Here is an 18,300-nt window from a genome sequence, read left to right on the forward strand (position 1 = left end):
ATCAAATAAGTTTACAAATTTGTGAAGCTTCGTGTAGTATATTTTTGATTCGGTTTTGGCTAAGTCCTATTTTAGACAGGCTTTGTGGATCATCAATAAGGTCTTTTACCAATATCTGATCCAGAATAAGTAACTTTTCTTTTTCAACAAGCGATAAGGTGGTGAGACAGGTAATAGGGTAGAGCGCTCCTTTGTCTATTTTATTTTTTAGACTATTGTCCTGCGGATAATCCCAGCTTACAAGAGAGATTCCGCTGCAACTGGCAAAATCCTGCGCGTCTTTGGTAAAACGATTGTTAGTGACAATAATACAGGAATTAATACTTTCATTATTAGTAAATATAGTGTGTCGGTTTGCCTTAAGGTCACTAAAACGAGAAAGGATGTACATCGGTACTTTTACATCAGAAGAACCTTCTTTGCTGCCGTGAAACTTACACTCAATCATGGTAATCAGATTCTCCTTCATAATCGCCACATCCACTTCATGCGACACACATTTTCCTTGTAGTGTTAAATTTATTTTGGCTTTATAACCGTCTGCGGCATACAGTCTGGCAATGAATTTTTCAAAGAAAAAACCAGCCGGACCAAGCATCTGCAGCGCCAGCCTGATATTGTAACGTCCTGCATGTCCATTTGACGCTTTTTTTAGAATAGCAAAGGCCATTTTGTAGATTTCTTTGGTTGTGATACCATCATAGATTTGCTTTTCGATTTCGCCCAAAGATTCCTGAATAAGATCAGGTGCAGCTCCCGATTTTTTGAGAGAAAGCTTTAGTTTTTCTTTGTCGAATGGGACTTTGTGTCCAGAGTGCTTCGTTATTTTCATCACAGACAATGTGTTTAGGAGCTTATTCTGTTTGTCAAAAAAGAAAAACAGCAGCTTGTTGCTATTGAGTTTAGGTTCCCTGCATTTGCTTATATAGTAGGTTTTGGGAACGGTTATAGAATTTTCGAACTTTATTCGTTCGGTTACTCCTGAAACAGGAAAATTGAAGATTTGGTAGTAAGTTGGCAGAAGAACGGTTACAGATGGCAACAGCACACCGTCAACTGTACCTTTATTGCTATTAAAAGTGTTTATTTTTTAAATAGTACACAAAGGATAAGCGTACAAACAAATTTCGGTAAATATTTTTGATAATCAATGATTTAAGCTAAAAATTAAGAAAGAAACAGTGGTTCAGATTTCAGGGTTTTAAAATATTATTTTTATTGAGTCTAAATTAGATTATATTTGCAACGATTAACCGCCTTTTTGTGATATAGCTTACTCAGCTGCTAGAAATTTAATACCATGTTTCTTTTTAATAGTCTTACGGCATTCCTGTTTAAAAGGATTGCAACTGTCCTTTCTGTAGCATTTCTGTTGCATTTTAACCCGGTTTTTGCTCAAAATATCCCTAAAATTACCCTTCAGATTACCCTTAAAGATGCCGAAAGTAAAGTTCCGTTAAAAGGAGTTTTGCTTTCTATCGAAGGAGCGCGGAAATACGAAACCCTGTCGGATGATTTTGGTGGTATCATTATAAAAAATATAGACAATGGTCGTTACAAACTAAAATTGATGTACCCGGGTTATGAAACGATCGAGAAGAATCTGGAATTGAAAACAAATGAGAAGCTGTCATTCGAATTAGTTCTGTCTACCGTTCAGCTAAACGAAGTGGTCATAACGGCCGTAGAGTCACGCGGGATGACTAGTACCTCGATTATTGATAAAAAAGCAATGCAGCATTTACAGCCATCAAGCTTTACCGATTTATTGGAATTACTGCCTGGCGGACGCTCGAAGGATCCTGTATTTAATGCTTCCAATCATATCAAACTAAGAGAAGTGGGTATAGCCGATTCGAACTATGATATTTCCTCTCTGGGTACTTCTTTTGTGATTGACGGAATTCCTTTAAATACCGATGCGAACCTGCAAAACACCACCGGACCCAACCTGACGATAACGCCGGGGTCGGGATATGCCAATACGCGCCGAAACACCACATCGAAAGGGGTAGACATGCGCTCTATTTCTACAGATCAAATCGAGAGAGTCGAAATTATCAGAGGAATTCCTTCTGTCGAGTATGGTGATTTAACGAGTGGACTTATTAAAATTCAACGAAAAAGAGGGCGAAGTAACTGGGAATCGCGCTTTAAAGCAGATGAATTTAGCAAATTATATTATTTAGGAAAAGGTTTTGAATCGGAAGAGAAACGATTGGTACTGAACGCTGGATTGGATTATCTGAATGCAAAATCAGATCCGCGAAACAGTTTTGAAAACTATAAGAGAATCACGGCATCTATACGAGCACAAAAAACATGGGAAAATGATGCTCATCAGCTTCAATGGGATTCCAGTTTAGATTACAGTGGGTCTGTGGATAATGAAAGGGCAGATCCCGATGTGGGTTATACTAAAATTGACCGGTATTCCTCTAGTTACAATCGATTTTCACTGGCAAACTCCTTCAATTTAAACTTTAAAACATCCCCGTTTTTAAAAGCACTTCATACATCGGCATCGATTAGTCAGCAATACGATAAAATTGAACAGACCAAATGGGTACAGGTATCCAGTGCAACGGCCATACCCAATACTACACAACAGGGTGAATCTGACGGGATTTTTCTAACACCACAGTATGTTTCTAATCTTACTGTAGACGGAAAACCATTTGATGCGTTCTTAAAAGCTATGGGAGATTTTGAAATTCGTTTGTTTGGAATTACGCATACTTTAAAAGCGGGTTCGGAGTGGACTTATTCTAAAAACAATGGAAAAGGGCAGGTGTACGACACCACACATCCGCCATCGCCTGAAATGTCTACACGTCCGAGATCCTACAAAGATATTCCTGCGAGTACAGATCTGTCATTTTTTGCCGAAGACGCCATTTCAATTCCGCTTGGTAAACATCGGTTAAACATGGCTGGAGGTATTCGAGCAATGTCGTTATTGAATGTGCCGTCGGCTTACTCCATTCACGGAAAATATTATTTCGATCCCAGAGTCAATACCCAATGGGTGCTTCCGTCCTTTAAAATGGGCGAACATGTAGTGAAAGCAGAGTTTACAACAGGTTTCGGACAGTATACTAAATTTCCAACGCTGGCACAGCTTTACCCGGATTTTATCTATAACGATTTGGTACAGCTCAACTATTATCACAATACACCGGAGTACCGAAGAATTAATTTGATGACCTACAAAACGTCTCCGGTAAACTACGATCTATCACCGGCAATTAATAAAAAATGGGAGCTTCGTGCCGATTTTTCGTATGACAGCAATCGATTTTCGGTGACTCTTTTTAACGAACGTATGGATTCCGGATTTAGAAACAACTCGAGATATCAGGCGCTTTCGTATAAAAAGTACGACAATAATTCTATCGATCCTTCAACTTTAACCGCACCGCCTGATTTGGCACAGCTGCGTTTTGTCATGGATACTTTATTAACGTCTTACAACATCACCAATAACGGAAGTAAACTGCTTAAAAGCGGTGTCGAGTTTCAATTCTCATCAAAGCGTTTTACTGCAATCAACACCCGATTTACGCTGAATGGTGCCTGGTTTAAAACAACGTACACCAACAGCAGCCCGGTTTATAAAAGAGGACAAAAAGATATTGTCATCGACGGAAAAAGACTTCCTTATCTAGGACTTTACCAGTTTGATGATGGTTCTGAAAAACAGCAGTTCAATACCAATATAATTGCGGATACCTATGTTCCTTCTCTCGGATTAGAGTTTTCGGGTTCCTTCCAGTTTTTATGGTTTAGAAACGATCAGTCTACCCCAATGAACGGAACGCCTGTTGCTTATATCGATCCTTCGGGCAAACAGCATTCTTATCTTGAAAAAGACAAATCAGATCCTGTTTTACAATGGCTGGACATCAAGTACAATGAGGCTTTGTTTCAAAAAAAAACAGTTCCAATGTCAATGAACATGAATCTGAAAGTGTCTAAAGATTTTTATAAGAGATTTAGAATTTCCATGTTCGTTAACCGACTCTTCAGCTACTATCAAAACTATGAAATCAATGGTCAGAAGATCGAGCGCAGAGGGCTTACTTCACCTTATTTCGGGATGGAATTAAACTTGAATTTTTAACTTTTAATATTAAATAAATTACCCAATTATGAGAATTAAATTACTACCCATTTATCTAACAATAGCCCTAATGGCACTCTTACAATCCTGTTCTAAAGATGATGATAACAGCAGCAAGGAAACGGCTTTAACCTTAACACTTGTAAATCCTGAGGATTTAAGCAGTGTTGCCTTTTCTGAAATTTCAGTTTCCTTTAAAGAGCGTAATACCGGTAAAGTCACACAAAGCAAAGCGGTATCGAACACCCTTTCGGTTGCATTAAGCGAAGGATCTTATGAAATTTCTGTTGATGGAAAAATCAAGTATACCATAGATGGAAATACGGTTGAAGCTACGGTAAGCAGTTATAAAGAATCGGTGGTGGTTACCGGTGGAAGTACAGCTGTTTCTTTGAATTTGTTCCTGAAAACAACTCAGTCTGATTTTGTGATCGAAGAGGTATTTTTTACCGGAACAAGAACTCCACAGGGCAAACAGTATTTAGGAGACAAATACTTTAAAATTCACAATAATACAGATAAAGTATTGTATGCAGATGGTTTAATGATCGCACAGTCAGAATTTATGACCACCGATAAACAGGAGTATACACCAAATATTATGGCACAATCGTTTGCCGCATCAGCGGTTGCGATTGTTCCGGGTAAGGGAACTACTTATCCAATTGCTCCGGGTGAATTTTTTGTTATTGCCGAAGATGCGATCGATCATAAAGAATACAACTCGGCCTCAATGGACTTGAGAAAAGCCAATTTTGAATTTTATACCGAAGATGCCGATGATGTTGATAATCCGGCCGTTCCGAATATGGAAAGTTTATTCTCTTCTATGGTGATCCACAACAGAGGATTTAAAAGTTTTGTTATCGCTCGTCTGCCAATAACCAAAGCAAAATATCTTACGGATTACACCTATGACTACGAATACAATTTGGTAGTTGGAGGAGAAAGTTATCCAATGGGAGAAAGTGTTTATTCAATTCCAAACACTTGGATTGTAGATGCTGTTAACTTAAGTGTCGAATCAGAATTTCAATGGATTGTAACAGCACCATCATTGGATAAGGGTTGGACGTATTGCGGAAAAGTAGATTCAGATGCTACCCGTTACGGAAAAAGTGTTCGTCGTAAAGCGCTTTCAACTACTTCAAATGGTAAAAAAATATTAAAGGATACTAACAATTCTACTTTAGATTTTAGTCCTGAGGCTAAACCCTCTTTAATGAATTAATGAATGTAATCATGAGCTTTCGTTCCCTGTTTCTATTTCTTATTTTGAGTTCGGGTATGCTGTATGCGCAGGACAGTACTTCGGTGCTGGTTCGCGTTCAGGAAGACTTGTCTCCTGAGCATAATTTTGTTGGTACCTTCTATAGTAATCCTGCCAATCAGCGTTATGCCCGTCGTTATTCATTGTCAGAACTGAGTGTCGAGTATAGTTCAGCTTCACAGCAAACCAATATGCAGCAATTGGGGAATGGAATTGGCCAGTTTCTGATCAACGCTAAATCGTACTATAAGATTGATTCTGAAAATACTGTTTTTGGAAACGCGTATTACAAGAGTGGCAAGCGCAAAAAGGTGCATTGGAACGAAAGCTCAGATTATCAAATCATTTATCCGTATGTAACGGCTGATTCTATTGGAGGTGATTTTTCGTATGAAGAGTATTCTTTTAGCGGTGGTTATACTAAAGCTTTTAGTAAAATGAACCTCGGTATTTCAGCTAATTACAGAGCTTTAATGGAGTATAGAGATAGTGACCCGAGGCCTAAAAATACCGTTTCTGATCTTAAGGTTTCGACCGGTATTTCGGTAAACATTGGCGATCATTATGTTTTAGGATCAGCACTACATCTGCAAAAATATACGCAGTCTGATAATTTGAAATTCTTTAGCGAATTGGGCGCACCGGCAGTTTATCATATGGTGGGACTTGGTGTGTACAATAAGCTGCTTACCGGAAATAAACTCAGCTCTTATTACGACGGAAGAGGATACGGCGGAAGCTTGCAGTTTTTTCCAAAAGACCGTAATGGTTTTGGATTATCGGCAGGATACGATCGGTTTAATTATGAAAAAATAATGACCGAATTTCAAAATCTTGTTGCGTCTGCTATTTTAGAAAATAGCTATGAAGCAGCCGTTTCTTATTTGAAAAAATCAGAAGAAAAGTTTTGGGGTACAAAGATTGGACTTTTTTATACCAACAGAGCGGGAACCGAAAACATATTCGACAATCAAAGTACAACATCTTACATTAAAATAGCCGAACATACGAAATACAGCAATCAGGTAACATCGGTTGTATTTTCGGGATTGTACACTGTTCCAACGCCCGGATTAACGTGGTCGGTTGCACCAAGTTTTAATTTAAAAAATACTGCAGAAAAATATAACGATCCTTTGAGAACTGTAGACATACAACAAGGTATTGGCCGACTGGATTTTGCCGTTTCAAAACTCCTGTCTCAATCCTTAATCAATCTCTCGATTTCGTTGGAGCATAACTGGATTTTAAGTTCGAATAGGACATTGAGCGACCGAAAAGTTAATCAAATTTTTGACCTGCTCGATTCTAATTTTGCCTACTTATCAGCGGGGTATACCAAAGTAAATCTCGCAGCAAGGTGGGATTATAAATACAAACCCGATCTTAACTTTTTTGTCAAAACGAGTCTCGATTATTACAACTATTCCAAAAACTTGAACAATACTTTTTATCAAATGTCATTGGGGTTGACATTTTAACACAGATTATAAAATATTTATCTACTCATAATGAAGTCTTTGATATTAAAATCCTCTTTTTTTGCCTTTTTTACAGGTATTATTTATGCATTGCTAAGTTTCAGTGCTGCATTTAGTGAAAAAATTGCAAATTCCAACTGGCGTGAAATTTACAGTAAGCCCATTCATCAATGGCCAAAACCTACCGTTGACAAAGATGTTCTTTGGCAGGAATTTGAATCTCTGGCGATAGATACCAGTTATTACGACAGATTGGAAGATCCTAAAGTAATTTTAGGGCAGCTGCTTTTTTTTGATCCCAAACTTTCCGGTTCCAATCAGGTTTCCTGCAGCAGTTGTCATGATCCGGAACTTGCCTGGGGAGACGCAAGAGAAAAATCTTTAGGCCATGACCATTTGCAGGGAAAAAGAAACACACCATCGTTATATAATATTGGAACCCGGAAATCCTTTTTTTGGGACGGTCGTGCAGCAACTTTAGAAGAGCAGGCGCAAGGCCCCATAACGGCACATCACGAAATGAATATGGAAGCGAAGAGCCTGGCAAAAAAGCTAAAGAAAATCAAGGCTTATCCGGTTTTGTTCCAAAATGCCTTTGGGAATTCTGAGGTTACCTATGAAAAAATCCTTCAGTCTCTGGCAGTGTTCCAAAAAACAATTCTCAGCAAAAGAAGTCGGTTTGATGCTTTTATTGATGGCGATTATACACAGTTATCCGATCAGGAAATATACGGGCTGCATCTTTTTCGTACCAAAGCAAGATGCATGAATTGCCATTCCGGAAAATACCTGACCGATGAATCCTTTCACAATATTGGACTCACTTATTACAAAAGAGAATACGAAGACTTAGGACTTTATAATGTTACTAAAAAAGCAGAAGACGTTGGGAAATTCAGGACTCCTTCTCTCCGTGATGTAACGTTTACCGGTCCTTGGATGCACAATGGTTTGTTTGATAATATCACGGGAATTGTAAACATGTACAACAGCGGCATGCACATGATCGACCCTGATGAATCGGAAAAAGCAGCTGATCCGTTATTTCCTAAAACAGATACTTTAATGCAGCCGTTGCATCTTAATGATGAGGAAATTGTGGCTTTAGTTTCTTTTATAAAAACATTGTCAGGAAGACAGTATAAAATGGAAAGACCACAAATACCTAGATAAATACCACATAAAAAAAATCCCATTTCGCAAGAGATGGGATTTACTTTTTAGGGAGTGAATAAAAACCTCCAGCCCGGACAAAAGTCCAAGCCAGAGGAGCAACAGGCATATATTTCTTTAAATGTTTTATTCATAGGATAAATAATCCAAAGTGTTTTCTGAATAGAAATACGGCACTTATTAAAAGGAATATCCTAGTGTTAAGAGCCAGTTCGAAGGCGCACCAGGGAACAAACGAATATAGTCGTAACCCCCAACCCAGTACGTTTTATTGGTGATGTTGTTGGCATTCACCTGAATTTTAAACTTATTGATGCTGTAATACAATGCCGCATTAAACAATGTATAGCCCGGAATGGTTTGTGTTACCGTTTGACTTAAGTTGCGGGTGGTCACAAAATTAGTCCCAAAAGCCAGACCAAAGTCTTTTAAAGCACCATCAGTAAAGTTGTAACGCGTCCAAACATTTCCTTGTTGTTTTGGCGTATTGGGTTTTTGTCTTCCAATTTCAGTACCTACGGGGCTTTCGGTAATTGCTGCTTCATTATACGAATAAGCCGCAGAAATACTCCAGTTTTTGGTAATGCTTCCGTTCACATCAATTTCGATACCTTTTGATTCTTCCTCACCAATGGCTCGCATCAAATCTGGGTTTACAGGATCGTTGGCAGGATATAAAGTGTTTTTTTGCTGAATTTTAAATAAAGCCACCGTTACAAAAAGTTTCTCTTTAAACCAGGAAGATTTTCCTCCAAATTCAATCATATTGCTTTCTAACGGATCAAATGGCCCTCCCGCATTCGGATTGGATAAAGAAGAAGCAGTTTGCGGATTGTATCCCTTTACGTAAGTTCCGTATAAATTAATATTTGGATTAAGGGTATAGGTAAGTCCAAAACGCGGCAGAAACGAATGCTGTTTTACCTTCTTTTCGGTTGCTTTTTTGTAGTTTTCTTTATCTGTATATTCGTCGTAACGAACTCCTATTAAAGCCTGAAATGCACCAAACTTAATGTGATCCTGGAGGTAAATTCCGTACAATGAATAATAAGTCGGGTCAAACGGACGAGCAGCATAGAAATATTTGCTCATGTCTTTTAACTGCTGTGATGCCGACGGATTGGTTAAGTCAAAATGCGCCACATTGGGAACCGGATTCCCTTTGGAATCTAATAAATAGAGATTCTTCTTTTTAGGATCGTAGGTTGCAATTGAACCCGTATTGGCTGCGTTTCTGTACCCTGTTGCCTGAAGCTGAGAACCTCCTGCCGGTACCTGTTCCTGTGCATAATCATAGCCGGCAATCAAATTATGATCTAAAGCACCGGTTTTTGCCTGATACTTAAAAAAGGCAGAAAGATTATCAATATAACGCTTACGCTTGCGTTGGAAAACCTGCATTTCGATTGCGGTTGGAATAGTCGTTCCGTCACCGGCTGAAGCATATTTGTTGGCACCACGATGCTCCAAAAGATCCTCCGTATAACCTGTACGGATATAAGAAGCAGAAAACGACAAACGATCGGTAAACTGATGGTTTAATGAAGTCGTAACAATATAAGTTTCTTCATTTAAATAATCATTTGTAGAATTTAATGAATTCGAAGTTTTTGTCGAATATAAATTATTCTCATAAGTAGATTGTCCACGATCCAGGATACTTTTCGAACCTGTATAAATCAGGTCAAAGTTCACACTGGTTTTATCATTTGGAAGAAAGGAAAGAGAAGGAGCTATAACAATATTTTTATCGAATTGCAGATCTCTAAAGGAATTTGCATTTTCATATCCTACATTTAAACGGTATAAAAGCGACTTATCTTCAGTCAGAGGACCTGTAAAATCGGCTAAGGCTCTTAACGTATTAAAACTTCCTGTTGAGAAACTCACACTGTTTGCGGCCTGATCCAGTGGTTTTTTAGTCACGCGATTTAAAACTCCTCCCGGAGAAGCATTCCCAAACAAAGCAGAGGAAGGCCCTTTTAAAACTTCAACACGCTCTAGGTAATTGGCAAGAGGCTGTTTCCAGAATCCGGTAGAAGTTCGCATTCCGTTTAGTAACTGTGTATTGCTTCCTCCGTTAATTCTAAAACCACGAATCGAAATGTCATCGTAAAAAGTAAACTGGCTCACACCGCTAAAGTTTTTTACCACTTCACCTACACGAATCGAACCCTGGTCAGCAATTAATTCTTTTGTTGCATAAGAAACAGCTTGCGGAAGATCTTTTAAAGCTATTTCGGTTTTGGCACCAATAAAGGATTTTGTGTTTTTATAAGACTTCTCCTTTCGGCCTGTGATCTCTACCGTTTGTAAAGTATTGATGTTTTCCTGTAAAACGATCGAAAGTTCAAGGTTTTCATTTAGTTGAAGCTCAACTCTTTTTTCCTGTGCAGAAAACCCCATTGCCGAAAAATGAAGGATATATGTTCCTGGTGTCAGGTTGTTGAATTCAAAGTTTCCTTTGTCATCAGAAGTAGTGTTTTTTTTGAGGCTTTTAAGAAACACAGAAGCGTAAGATACAGCTTCATGGTTCTGGGAAACGATCTTTCCCGTAATTCTGGCATTTTGCGCCTGACCAAGACTAGATAGGGCCAGCAGCAAAAGTAAATAATTGAATTTCATGGCGGTTATTTATATTATGATTTAAAAATTAGGTCACAAATATACTGTTATTATTTAGACTAAATATAAATAGTAAAGAAAAGAGGGAGATTTAACAGAATAATTTAGGCAGAAGATTTAATTTTTGTAAGGCATCGAATAGAACACAATCTTTTTGAATGCCATTTATATAGAGTAAAGGCTATATTTAAGCAATTCCGATTCGTAAGAAAGAAGATTTTTATTTGATATGCTTTTCAGATTCGTTTGCATACTATTTTTTTTACGATTTCAAAAAAAGACAGTTTGCTTTTTGTTTGAGCACCTTATATTTTATTACTAATTTTAGAGTACAGTTAGGATTTGGTTCTGTATACCATTGCCTAAGAATAAAAATCAAAATCGTATATAACGTATAGCTACCAGTATGAGTCAATCACAAAATGTTACCGATTATCCAAACAACAACACCATTTTTATGGTTTGGAAATTTAAAAATCAGACCGATATAAAGACTGCATTTAAGAAAGTTTGTTCGTTGATCAGTAATTTAAACAATTCCTTTACCATAAGAATTCCTGATGGACGAAGCAGCTGCGTAATGGGGGTTGGGCATGACGCCTGGATAGCACTTGACTTACCGAAACCTTTACCGAAAGAATTGGTGAATTTTGAGCCAATAACAGGAACAAAACACACCGCAAAATCTACCGTAGGTGACCTTCATTTTCATTTAAGAGCACAAAACGCAGCCATTTGTTTTGATATGGCTATGGCAATTTCGAAGGTTCTCGAGCCGGTTGCGGAATGTTTGGAAGAGGTCCACGGATTCAGATATTGGGACGGTCGGTCTATCATTGGTTTTGTAGACGGTACTGAAAATCCGATAGGCGATGAGAGAGATTTTTTTGCAATAGTAGGTGAGGAGGATGCTGCCTATAAGGGTGGAAGCTATCTGTTTGTACAGAAATATTTCCATAACATGAAAAATTGGGAAAATCTATCTACAGAAGAGCAGGAGAAAGTAATTGGAAGAACTAAAATGAATGATATTGAATTGGATGATGAAGTGAAACCGGCAAACTCACACAGCGCGCTAACCGCAATTACAGATGAAAATGGTGAGGAACTTAAAATTGTACGGGACAATATGCCTTTTGGAAATCCTTCTAAGGGGGAAGTTGGAACCTATTTTATCTCTTATGCCAGTACATTCAGTACCACAAGAAAAATGTTAGAGAATATGTTCATTGGTAATCCACCCGGAAATTATGACCGCATACTGGATTTTAGCACTGCAGCAACCGGAACATTATTCTTTGCACCAAGTTTTGATGTCTTGGATGAATACGCTGACGAATAAGATTTTTTGACTATAAATACTAAACCAAATACCAATTGGCAACCCAAATTTTATGGAAATTGAAAAAACTATTGAAGAGAATGTACATCACTTTTTATTCGACCTGAGAAAAGAAGGAGAAGGAGAGAAGCAGGCAGCTTTAATTATTCAGCAGTACATAAAAGAAGGCAATATAAGCGAAGACGAAGAGAACACGCTTAAAATTCAGCTTTCCGATTCGTTGAAAATAATTGGCATCGGCATTCCTTTTTTACTGCTTCCGGGCGCTTCTGTCTTATTACCAATACTGATAAAAGTGGCCGATAAATATCATATTGAACTGATGCCGTCAGCATTTGACAAAAGTGATGATGAGACGTAAACAGTTACTACGGTTTACAGTTCCTTTATGCTCTCGTATATTTTGGGATTGTGTCTTTTTATTTTAATTTTCACATATTTTGATGCCGGCATATTGCTGTCTTTTACAACATTGTTCACCGAAACCAGTACATTGGTTTCGGGAAAATAAGTAACAGTATTTTTCTCGGGTATCTGATAAGAAACAATAACGAATAAAGGCGCAATTCGTTCGATACCATCATCATAATTAAATAAATCAACTTTGTCGCCCGCTTTTAATCCTGCTTTTTCAATATCTTTTGGATTCATAAATACAACGCGACGTTCATTTTTTATACCGCGATAGCGATCATCAAGACCATAGATTGTGGTATTAAACTGATCATGAGTTCGGGTTGTTGCCATCATGTACTCATCAGGAGCAAGTGCATTATTCGGTACTGAAGTTAAGGTAAAGGGCGCCCGGTTCCCAAATTCTTTTGTGATAAATTGCCCGTCACGCGCTGCGTTAGGCAGGTAGAAACCTCCTTTTTGACGCGCTCTGACATTATAATTTTCAAAACCCGGAATACACTTTTCAATAGCGTCCCTTACGGCATCATAATTATCGTGATAGCCTTGCCAGTTAACAACTGATTTGCTTCCTAATGTTGCAATAGCCATTCTACAGACAATTTGTGTTTCGTTAATTAAATTATCAGACACAGGTCTAAGCATTCCTTTAGATGATTGTACCACACCCATTGAATTTTCAGTAGTTATAATTTGAATTTCGCCGTTGACAATGTCCCTGTCACTTCGCGATAATGTTGGTAGTATGAGCGCTTCCTGTCCGTGAATCAGGTGAGTTCGGTTTAACTTGGTAGATACGCAAACGGTTAAATTTAGTTTTCTTAAGGCACTGGCGGTATAAGTGGTATCAGGTGTTGCAGATAAAAAATTACCACCCATACAAAACAGCACTTTCACTTTTTCTTCCTGCATGGCTTTAATGGCGCGAACAACATCATAGCCGTGTTTGCGGGGAGGATTGAAGCCGAAAAATGCCTGTAACCGATCGAGTTGTTCGTCGGTCGGTTTTTCGTCAATCATCATCGTCCTGTTTCCCTGAACGTTGCTGTGACCACGTACCGGACAAACACCCGCTCCGGGTTTACCGATACTTCCCTTGAGCAGCAGTATATTAAGGATTTCTCTGATCATTTCGACACCGTTAGGCTGTTGGGTAAGCCCCATTCCCCAGCAAACAATAATTCGCTTTTTGAAAGCTAAAATTTCCGTAGCTTCATACAACAGCTCTTTAGAAACACCAGATTGTAGTGCGAGTTCATCAAGATTATAAGCGTCAAATTGTTTTAGAAAAGCGTCGTATCCTGTCGTTTTTTCTTTGATAAAGTCATAATCAAAGACTTCTCCGGGGTTGTTCTTTTCAAATTCAATTAATATAATTTCGATCGCTTTAAGCAAAGCCATATCGCCGTTTATTTTTACAGGTAAATAAAGATCGGCCAGTTTAATGCCGCTTCCAATAATTCCATTTACTTCCTGTGGGTTGTGAAACCCCATTAAACCTGCTTCAGGCAAAGGGTTTATCGCAATGATCTTTGCTCCGTTTTTTTTTCCTTTTGACAATGCACTCATCATTCGGGGCGCATTGGTTCCGGGATTCTGACCAATGATCACAATGACATCTGTATCATAAAAATCATCCAGAGTTACAGTGCCTTTTCCGATGCCAATTGTAGGTCTTAGAGCTGATCCCGATGTTTCATGGCACATATTGGAGCAGTCGGGCATATTGTTTGTACCAAATTCTTTTGCAAAAAGCTGGTAGAGAAAGGAAGCTTCATTGCTTGTTCTTCCCGAGGTGTAAAAAGCAGCCTCATCGGGAGATTCTAATGTATTGAGATGATCGGCTATTTTTTTAAATGCAGCATCCCAGCTTATACGCTCATAATGTGTCGCGTTTTTAGGTAAATACATAGGGTCAGTCAGTCGGCCCATTTTGCCAATTTGATAATCGTCTAGTCTGGCAAGTTCGTAAACCGAGTTTTCTTTAAAAAAGTCAGCTGTAACTTTTTTGGTAGTAGCTTCTTCTGCCAGTGCTTTGGCGCCGTTTTCGCAGTATTCGCCCAGAGGAGATCGCTCGTCATCGGGATCGGGCCATGCACAGCTTGGGCAGTCAAAACCCCCAACCTGATTCATTTTAAACAAAGCTTTTGTACCCCGAACAAGTGTTTTTTCTTCAATGAGATCACTAAAAGCTGCGATTACAGCGGGTACACCAGCAGCCCACTTTTCTACTTTTGTAAGCTTGAGATCTAAAAGTCTATATGGATTTTCAGCGTTTGGTTCTTTTGGAACTTTACCGTCGGTGTTTTTTTTAGATTGATCTTCTTTCATAACTTTTGCATTTAAGTAGTATACTCGTAAAAAATCTGGATCATTATAATTTTAATAGTAGCGGTACAAAATCTATTTTATTGTTTGTATGAAGTCGGGATTACTACCTGATCAGTAGAATTGTAGATATTGAATCTCTCTTTTTTAAGGAACCCCAGTAGGGTAATGTTAAATTCTGCGGCCAGTTCAACTGCCAGGCTTGAGGGCGCACCAATAGCAGCTACAATTGATATTCCGGCCATAGCCGCTTTTTGAATTAACTCAAAACTGATTCTGCCGCTCAGTAGCAAAATGTACTTGTTTAAAGGCAATAGGTTTTCAGCCAGAGCCTTACCAATTAGTTTGTCTAAAGCATTGTGCCGTCCAACATCCTCCTGCAAAAGCACTAATTCCCCCTCAATAGTAAAAAGGCCCGCCGCATGAATACCTCCTGTAAGAGCAAAACTACTTTGGCCAGCCCTTAATTTTTCGGGTAATTGATAAAGCACAGTTGTTGATAGTTTAAGCTTAGAGTTTTCTACATTTTTAAAAGCACTAACTGTCTTAATGGACTCGATAGAGCTTTTTCCGCAAACTCCACAACTTGAGGTAGTATAAAAATTCCGGTCTGTTTGTACCAAATGAGGAACAAAATTTTCGATGAGATCTACCTGAACTATATTTTTCTTTTGTGCTGCACAATTCTTTTCGATATGGTATACTTTTTTGATGTTTTGATAAGAGGAAATAATGCTTTCTGTGAATAAAAAACCAATTGCAAGATCCAGATCATTCCCGGGTGTGCGCATGGTCACCGAGATGTTTTTTTGTATTCTTTCAGCCTCAGGACCATAGCTGATCCTTATTTCAAGAGGCTCTTCAACAGAGACAATATCTGGGAAGGACGAACTTTCGATCCCGTCTACCTTTCTAATGAACACCTCTTTAATAGAAACTAATTCTGGATCCTTCATTTCCATATAAACGCATTAAAAGTTGACACGTAAATTTAATGAAAAAACAGATATAAAAAGTTCTGATTTTTACGATGATAGCTTTGAAATGAGCAGACGGACTGATGCTTTAGGTTTAGATCGATTTTATGGGCATTTATTTCTGAATGTGATTTAAGAGTTTGGTAAACAGGTGTATATACTTGCTTGGGATTCTGTGTTAATTCCTAAATTAGCTTGATAAAGCTGTAACATTAAATTTCTGCGGAATAGCAATCCGTAAAGAGTTTACACTTAGCTAGTTCGGCCCTGCATTATATCAATTAGGATACAATTAAAAGAATAGGTTAACCGCTTAATGTCGAATAACAAACTCCAAATTCACCATGACTCTATTTCGATTTTTTATAATAAATGCAAGCAATTTAATACGAGGTGTTTACTTGTTCTCACCCGGTCTTGTTTTTTTGATACTCTATTATTTTGTCATTGTTAAACTCCCAATGGGACAGGATATGTTGATGCAGACTGTTGAATATTTGGGACCGTTTGTATTTACAAATTTGAGCGTAATTTTATGGATGTTATTGTCCTGGCTAAGTTCCAGACAAATTTCAAATTTGTATATAAGCATGCATGGTGCCGCGACACCTCGAATTTACAATCATTTTCCTCGTCTGTTAGGGTATAATGTAGCCGTAGGCTTGCAGCTTGCGGCATTAAATCTGCCAGCTATTATTTTTGAGGAAAAAACGATTTGGCTTTTTTGGGCACTACTGTTGTTTCATAATGTCTATTATTTTTTATTGGACACAACTTTTAACTTAAAAACCAGACGACTCATTACGATCAGCATTGTTACAGGCATCAGCTACAGTATACTTCTCATTTATTTATTCGCTTCCACAAGTTTTGAGAAACTATTTAAAATGGATGATCCTAAATTTCCACTCCATATCCGGTATTGGATGTTTCTTTCTATTTTTTACTTTTTGCTGCAAATTCTGTTTGTGTTTGTCGCTGTACAAAAAAGAAAAACAACTGTTGGTACTACGGTAAGCACAGGATGGAAAAGGATTTTTTACGGAGCATTATACTTGTCGTTTGTATTGTATTTATTAATTCTTTTTTCACCAGATTTTGCCATTCGATATGGTTCCCTGGGCTGTCTACTATTGGCAATGGGATTGTGGGTAGCCTTTGTCTGCAAGATCAAATCTTACGCTGTCAAGTATAATTTTCGGTTTACAATGCTTATTGTTTTTTGGGCGATACTACTGGGTTCTTTTTACGATCCGTACGATGTAAATCTGGAGAAGACCACCACAAAACATTTGTACGCCAATAGACCTGATATTGATAAGTATCTCGACAAATGGATTCAGAATCCGATCCGTTCAAATGTCCTAAACAAAGACACTACATCTTATCCGATATATTTGGTTATTGCAGACGGTGGCGCTTCTAAATCAGGTTATTGGGTAGCTTCTGTATTGTCAAAATTGGAGGCCGCTTATCCTGAAGATAAATTCTCAGATCATCTTCTCAGTTTAGCAGGGGCTTCCGGCGGCTCTGTCGGCAATCTCGCATTTTATACCACGCTGGTCGATCCGTCAATCACCATTAAAGATACCACAAAGGTAATAAGCGACTATCCTGCCGCTGGTTTTTTTGAAGCTGATTTTTTGACCTATCCCTTAGCCCGGTTTTTAGGCCCGGATTTATTGCGTCATTTAGTTCCTTTTTTATTACAGGACGACAGGGCAGAGGCATTGGCAACCTCAATGGAAAAGTCAGATTACAACTCTCAAATCGGACAGTATTTTAAAAGAACTCTGGACACTGTTTTTGATGATACCGGACGTCTGCCTATAGTCTTTATTAATACAACCAATATTGAAAGCGGTTCATCCGGTGTTATCAGCAATGTGAAAATTAACCCTCCTTTTACACACCGTCTGGATGTGCTTTCGCAGCTGGATGCAGATATCGATGGGGGATACAAAAATATAAAACTGAGTACCGCAGCCGTTCTCGGAGCTCGTTTTCCTTATCTGTCACCAGCAGGAGAAATAAACAATAAATATTTTGTAGACGGAGGTTATTACGATAATAGTGGTGGTGGAATTACTTCAGAACTTTTGCAGCGCATTGAGATCCGAATGGAAAGCGGTAATAAAGATGACGAATTTTATAAATTACGCAAAAGATTGAAATTTAAAATAATATACATTTCTAATGGTACAGAAAAAAAGGACAAACCTAAAACATTACATCCATTGGTAAATGATCTGGCAGCTCCTCTGATAACTGTTTTGGGGACGTATGGCAATCAGACAGAATTGTCTAATAAAAAATTAAAGGATTATATAGAGCGTAGTTCTTTTAGAATGGATCACGAGTCATTCCGCAAAGAGAATTTGCCAAAAGATAGTACTGACAATATAATCCCATATCCGATGAACTGGGTCATTTCTGACTATAATATTAGAAGAATGGAAAAGAACCTGATAAAAGTAGACCCTAAAGAGGTACTGGGCAGGAAGTAAATAAACTTTAATTTATCTTTTCGGACTAATAGTATCAAATACAAAAAAGCTCTCACTTCA

The 18,300-nt window shown here is 38.2% G+C and carries 12 protein-coding genes; 8 read left to right on the top strand and 4 right to left on the bottom strand.

The features are described 5' to 3' along the window. Nucleotide 1: 1 nt before the first annotated feature. Nucleotides 2-832 (bottom strand): restriction endonuclease, encoded by an 831-nt coding sequence (locus FLA105534_RS11475; RefSeq protein ID WP_173966257.1) that lies wholly within the window; start codon nt 830-832, stop codon nt 2-4. 468 nt (nt 833-1,300) lie between these two features. On the opposite strand from FLA105534_RS11475, the gene FLA105534_RS11480 reads away from it, so the two are divergent. The 4 genes from FLA105534_RS11480 to FLA105534_RS11495 are packed head-to-tail and all read left to right on the top strand — an operon-like array spanning nt 1,301 to nt 8,047. Beyond that, nucleotides 1,301-4,123 carry a TonB-dependent receptor gene (locus tag FLA105534_RS11480; RefSeq protein WP_173966258.1) on the top strand — a complete coding sequence of 941 codons (2,823 nt, stop codon included), beginning with the start codon at nt 1,301-1,303 and terminating at the stop codon, nt 4,121-4,123. 28 nt (nt 4,124-4,151) lie between these two features. Beyond that, nucleotides 4,152-5,354, top strand: coding sequence for a DUF4876 domain-containing protein (locus FLA105534_RS11485; protein WP_173966259.1), 1,203 nt, complete (start codon nt 4,152-4,154; stop codon nt 5,352-5,354). An 11-nt stretch (nt 5,355-5,365) separates the two neighbouring features. Then, entirely contained in the window at nt 5,366-6,874 is a 1,509-nt protein-coding gene (locus tag FLA105534_RS11490) for a DUF6850 family outer membrane beta-barrel protein (protein ID WP_173966260.1), read from the top strand. A gap of 30 nt (nt 6,875-6,904) precedes the next feature. Continuing rightward, complete coding sequence (locus FLA105534_RS11495) at nt 6,905-8,047, top strand: cytochrome-c peroxidase (RefSeq protein ID WP_173966261.1); 1,143 nt, start codon at nt 6,905-6,907, stop codon at nt 8,045-8,047. Between the two features lie 180 nt (nt 8,048-8,227). On the opposite strand, the gene FLA105534_RS11500 is transcribed toward FLA105534_RS11495, so the two are convergent. Continuing rightward, a complete protein-coding gene (locus tag FLA105534_RS11500; RefSeq protein ID WP_173966262.1) occupies nt 8,228-10,672 on the bottom strand; it encodes a TonB-dependent receptor in 2,445 nt (814 codons plus the stop codon). A 406-nt stretch (nt 10,673-11,078) separates the two neighbouring features. On the opposite strand from FLA105534_RS11500, the gene FLA105534_RS11505 reads away from it, so the two are divergent. Then, complete coding sequence (locus FLA105534_RS11505; protein ID WP_173966263.1) at nt 11,079-12,014, top strand: Dyp-type peroxidase; 936 nt, start codon at nt 11,079-11,081, stop codon at nt 12,012-12,014. 52 nt (nt 12,015-12,066) lie between these two features. Further along, entirely contained in the window at nt 12,067-12,375 is a 309-nt protein-coding gene (locus tag FLA105534_RS11510; RefSeq protein ID WP_173966264.1) for a hypothetical protein, read from the top strand. A 14-nt stretch (nt 12,376-12,389) separates the two neighbouring features. On the opposite strand, the gene FLA105534_RS11515 is transcribed toward FLA105534_RS11510, so the two are convergent. Together FLA105534_RS11515 and fdhD are read right to left on the bottom strand one after the other, a co-directional pair. Further along, nucleotides 12,390-14,759 (bottom strand): FdhF/YdeP family oxidoreductase, encoded by a 2,370-nt coding sequence (locus FLA105534_RS11515; protein WP_173966265.1) that lies wholly within the window; start codon nt 14,757-14,759, stop codon nt 12,390-12,392. A gap of 77 nt (nt 14,760-14,836) precedes the next feature. After that, complete coding sequence (gene fdhD, locus FLA105534_RS11520) at nt 14,837-15,718, bottom strand: formate dehydrogenase accessory sulfurtransferase FdhD (RefSeq protein WP_217427699.1); 882 nt, start codon at nt 15,716-15,718, stop codon at nt 14,837-14,839. A 16-nt stretch (nt 15,719-15,734) separates the two neighbouring features. On the opposite strand from fdhD, the gene FLA105534_RS23935 reads away from it, so the two are divergent. After that, entirely contained in the window at nt 15,735-15,869 is a 135-nt protein-coding gene (locus tag FLA105534_RS23935) for a hypothetical protein (protein WP_262888445.1), read from the top strand. Nucleotides 15,870-16,194: 325 nt separating this feature from the next. After that, nucleotides 16,195-18,240: a patatin-like phospholipase family protein gene (locus FLA105534_RS11525; RefSeq protein WP_173966266.1), complete on the top strand. Its 2,046-nt coding sequence runs from the start codon at nt 16,195-16,197 to the stop codon at nt 18,238-18,240. Nucleotides 18,241-18,300 lie beyond the last annotated feature (60 nt).

It is taken from the genome of Flavobacterium collinsii, assembly GCF_902804485.1.
Taxonomy (GTDB): domain Bacteria; phylum Bacteroidota; class Bacteroidia; order Flavobacteriales; family Flavobacteriaceae; genus Flavobacterium; species Flavobacterium collinsii.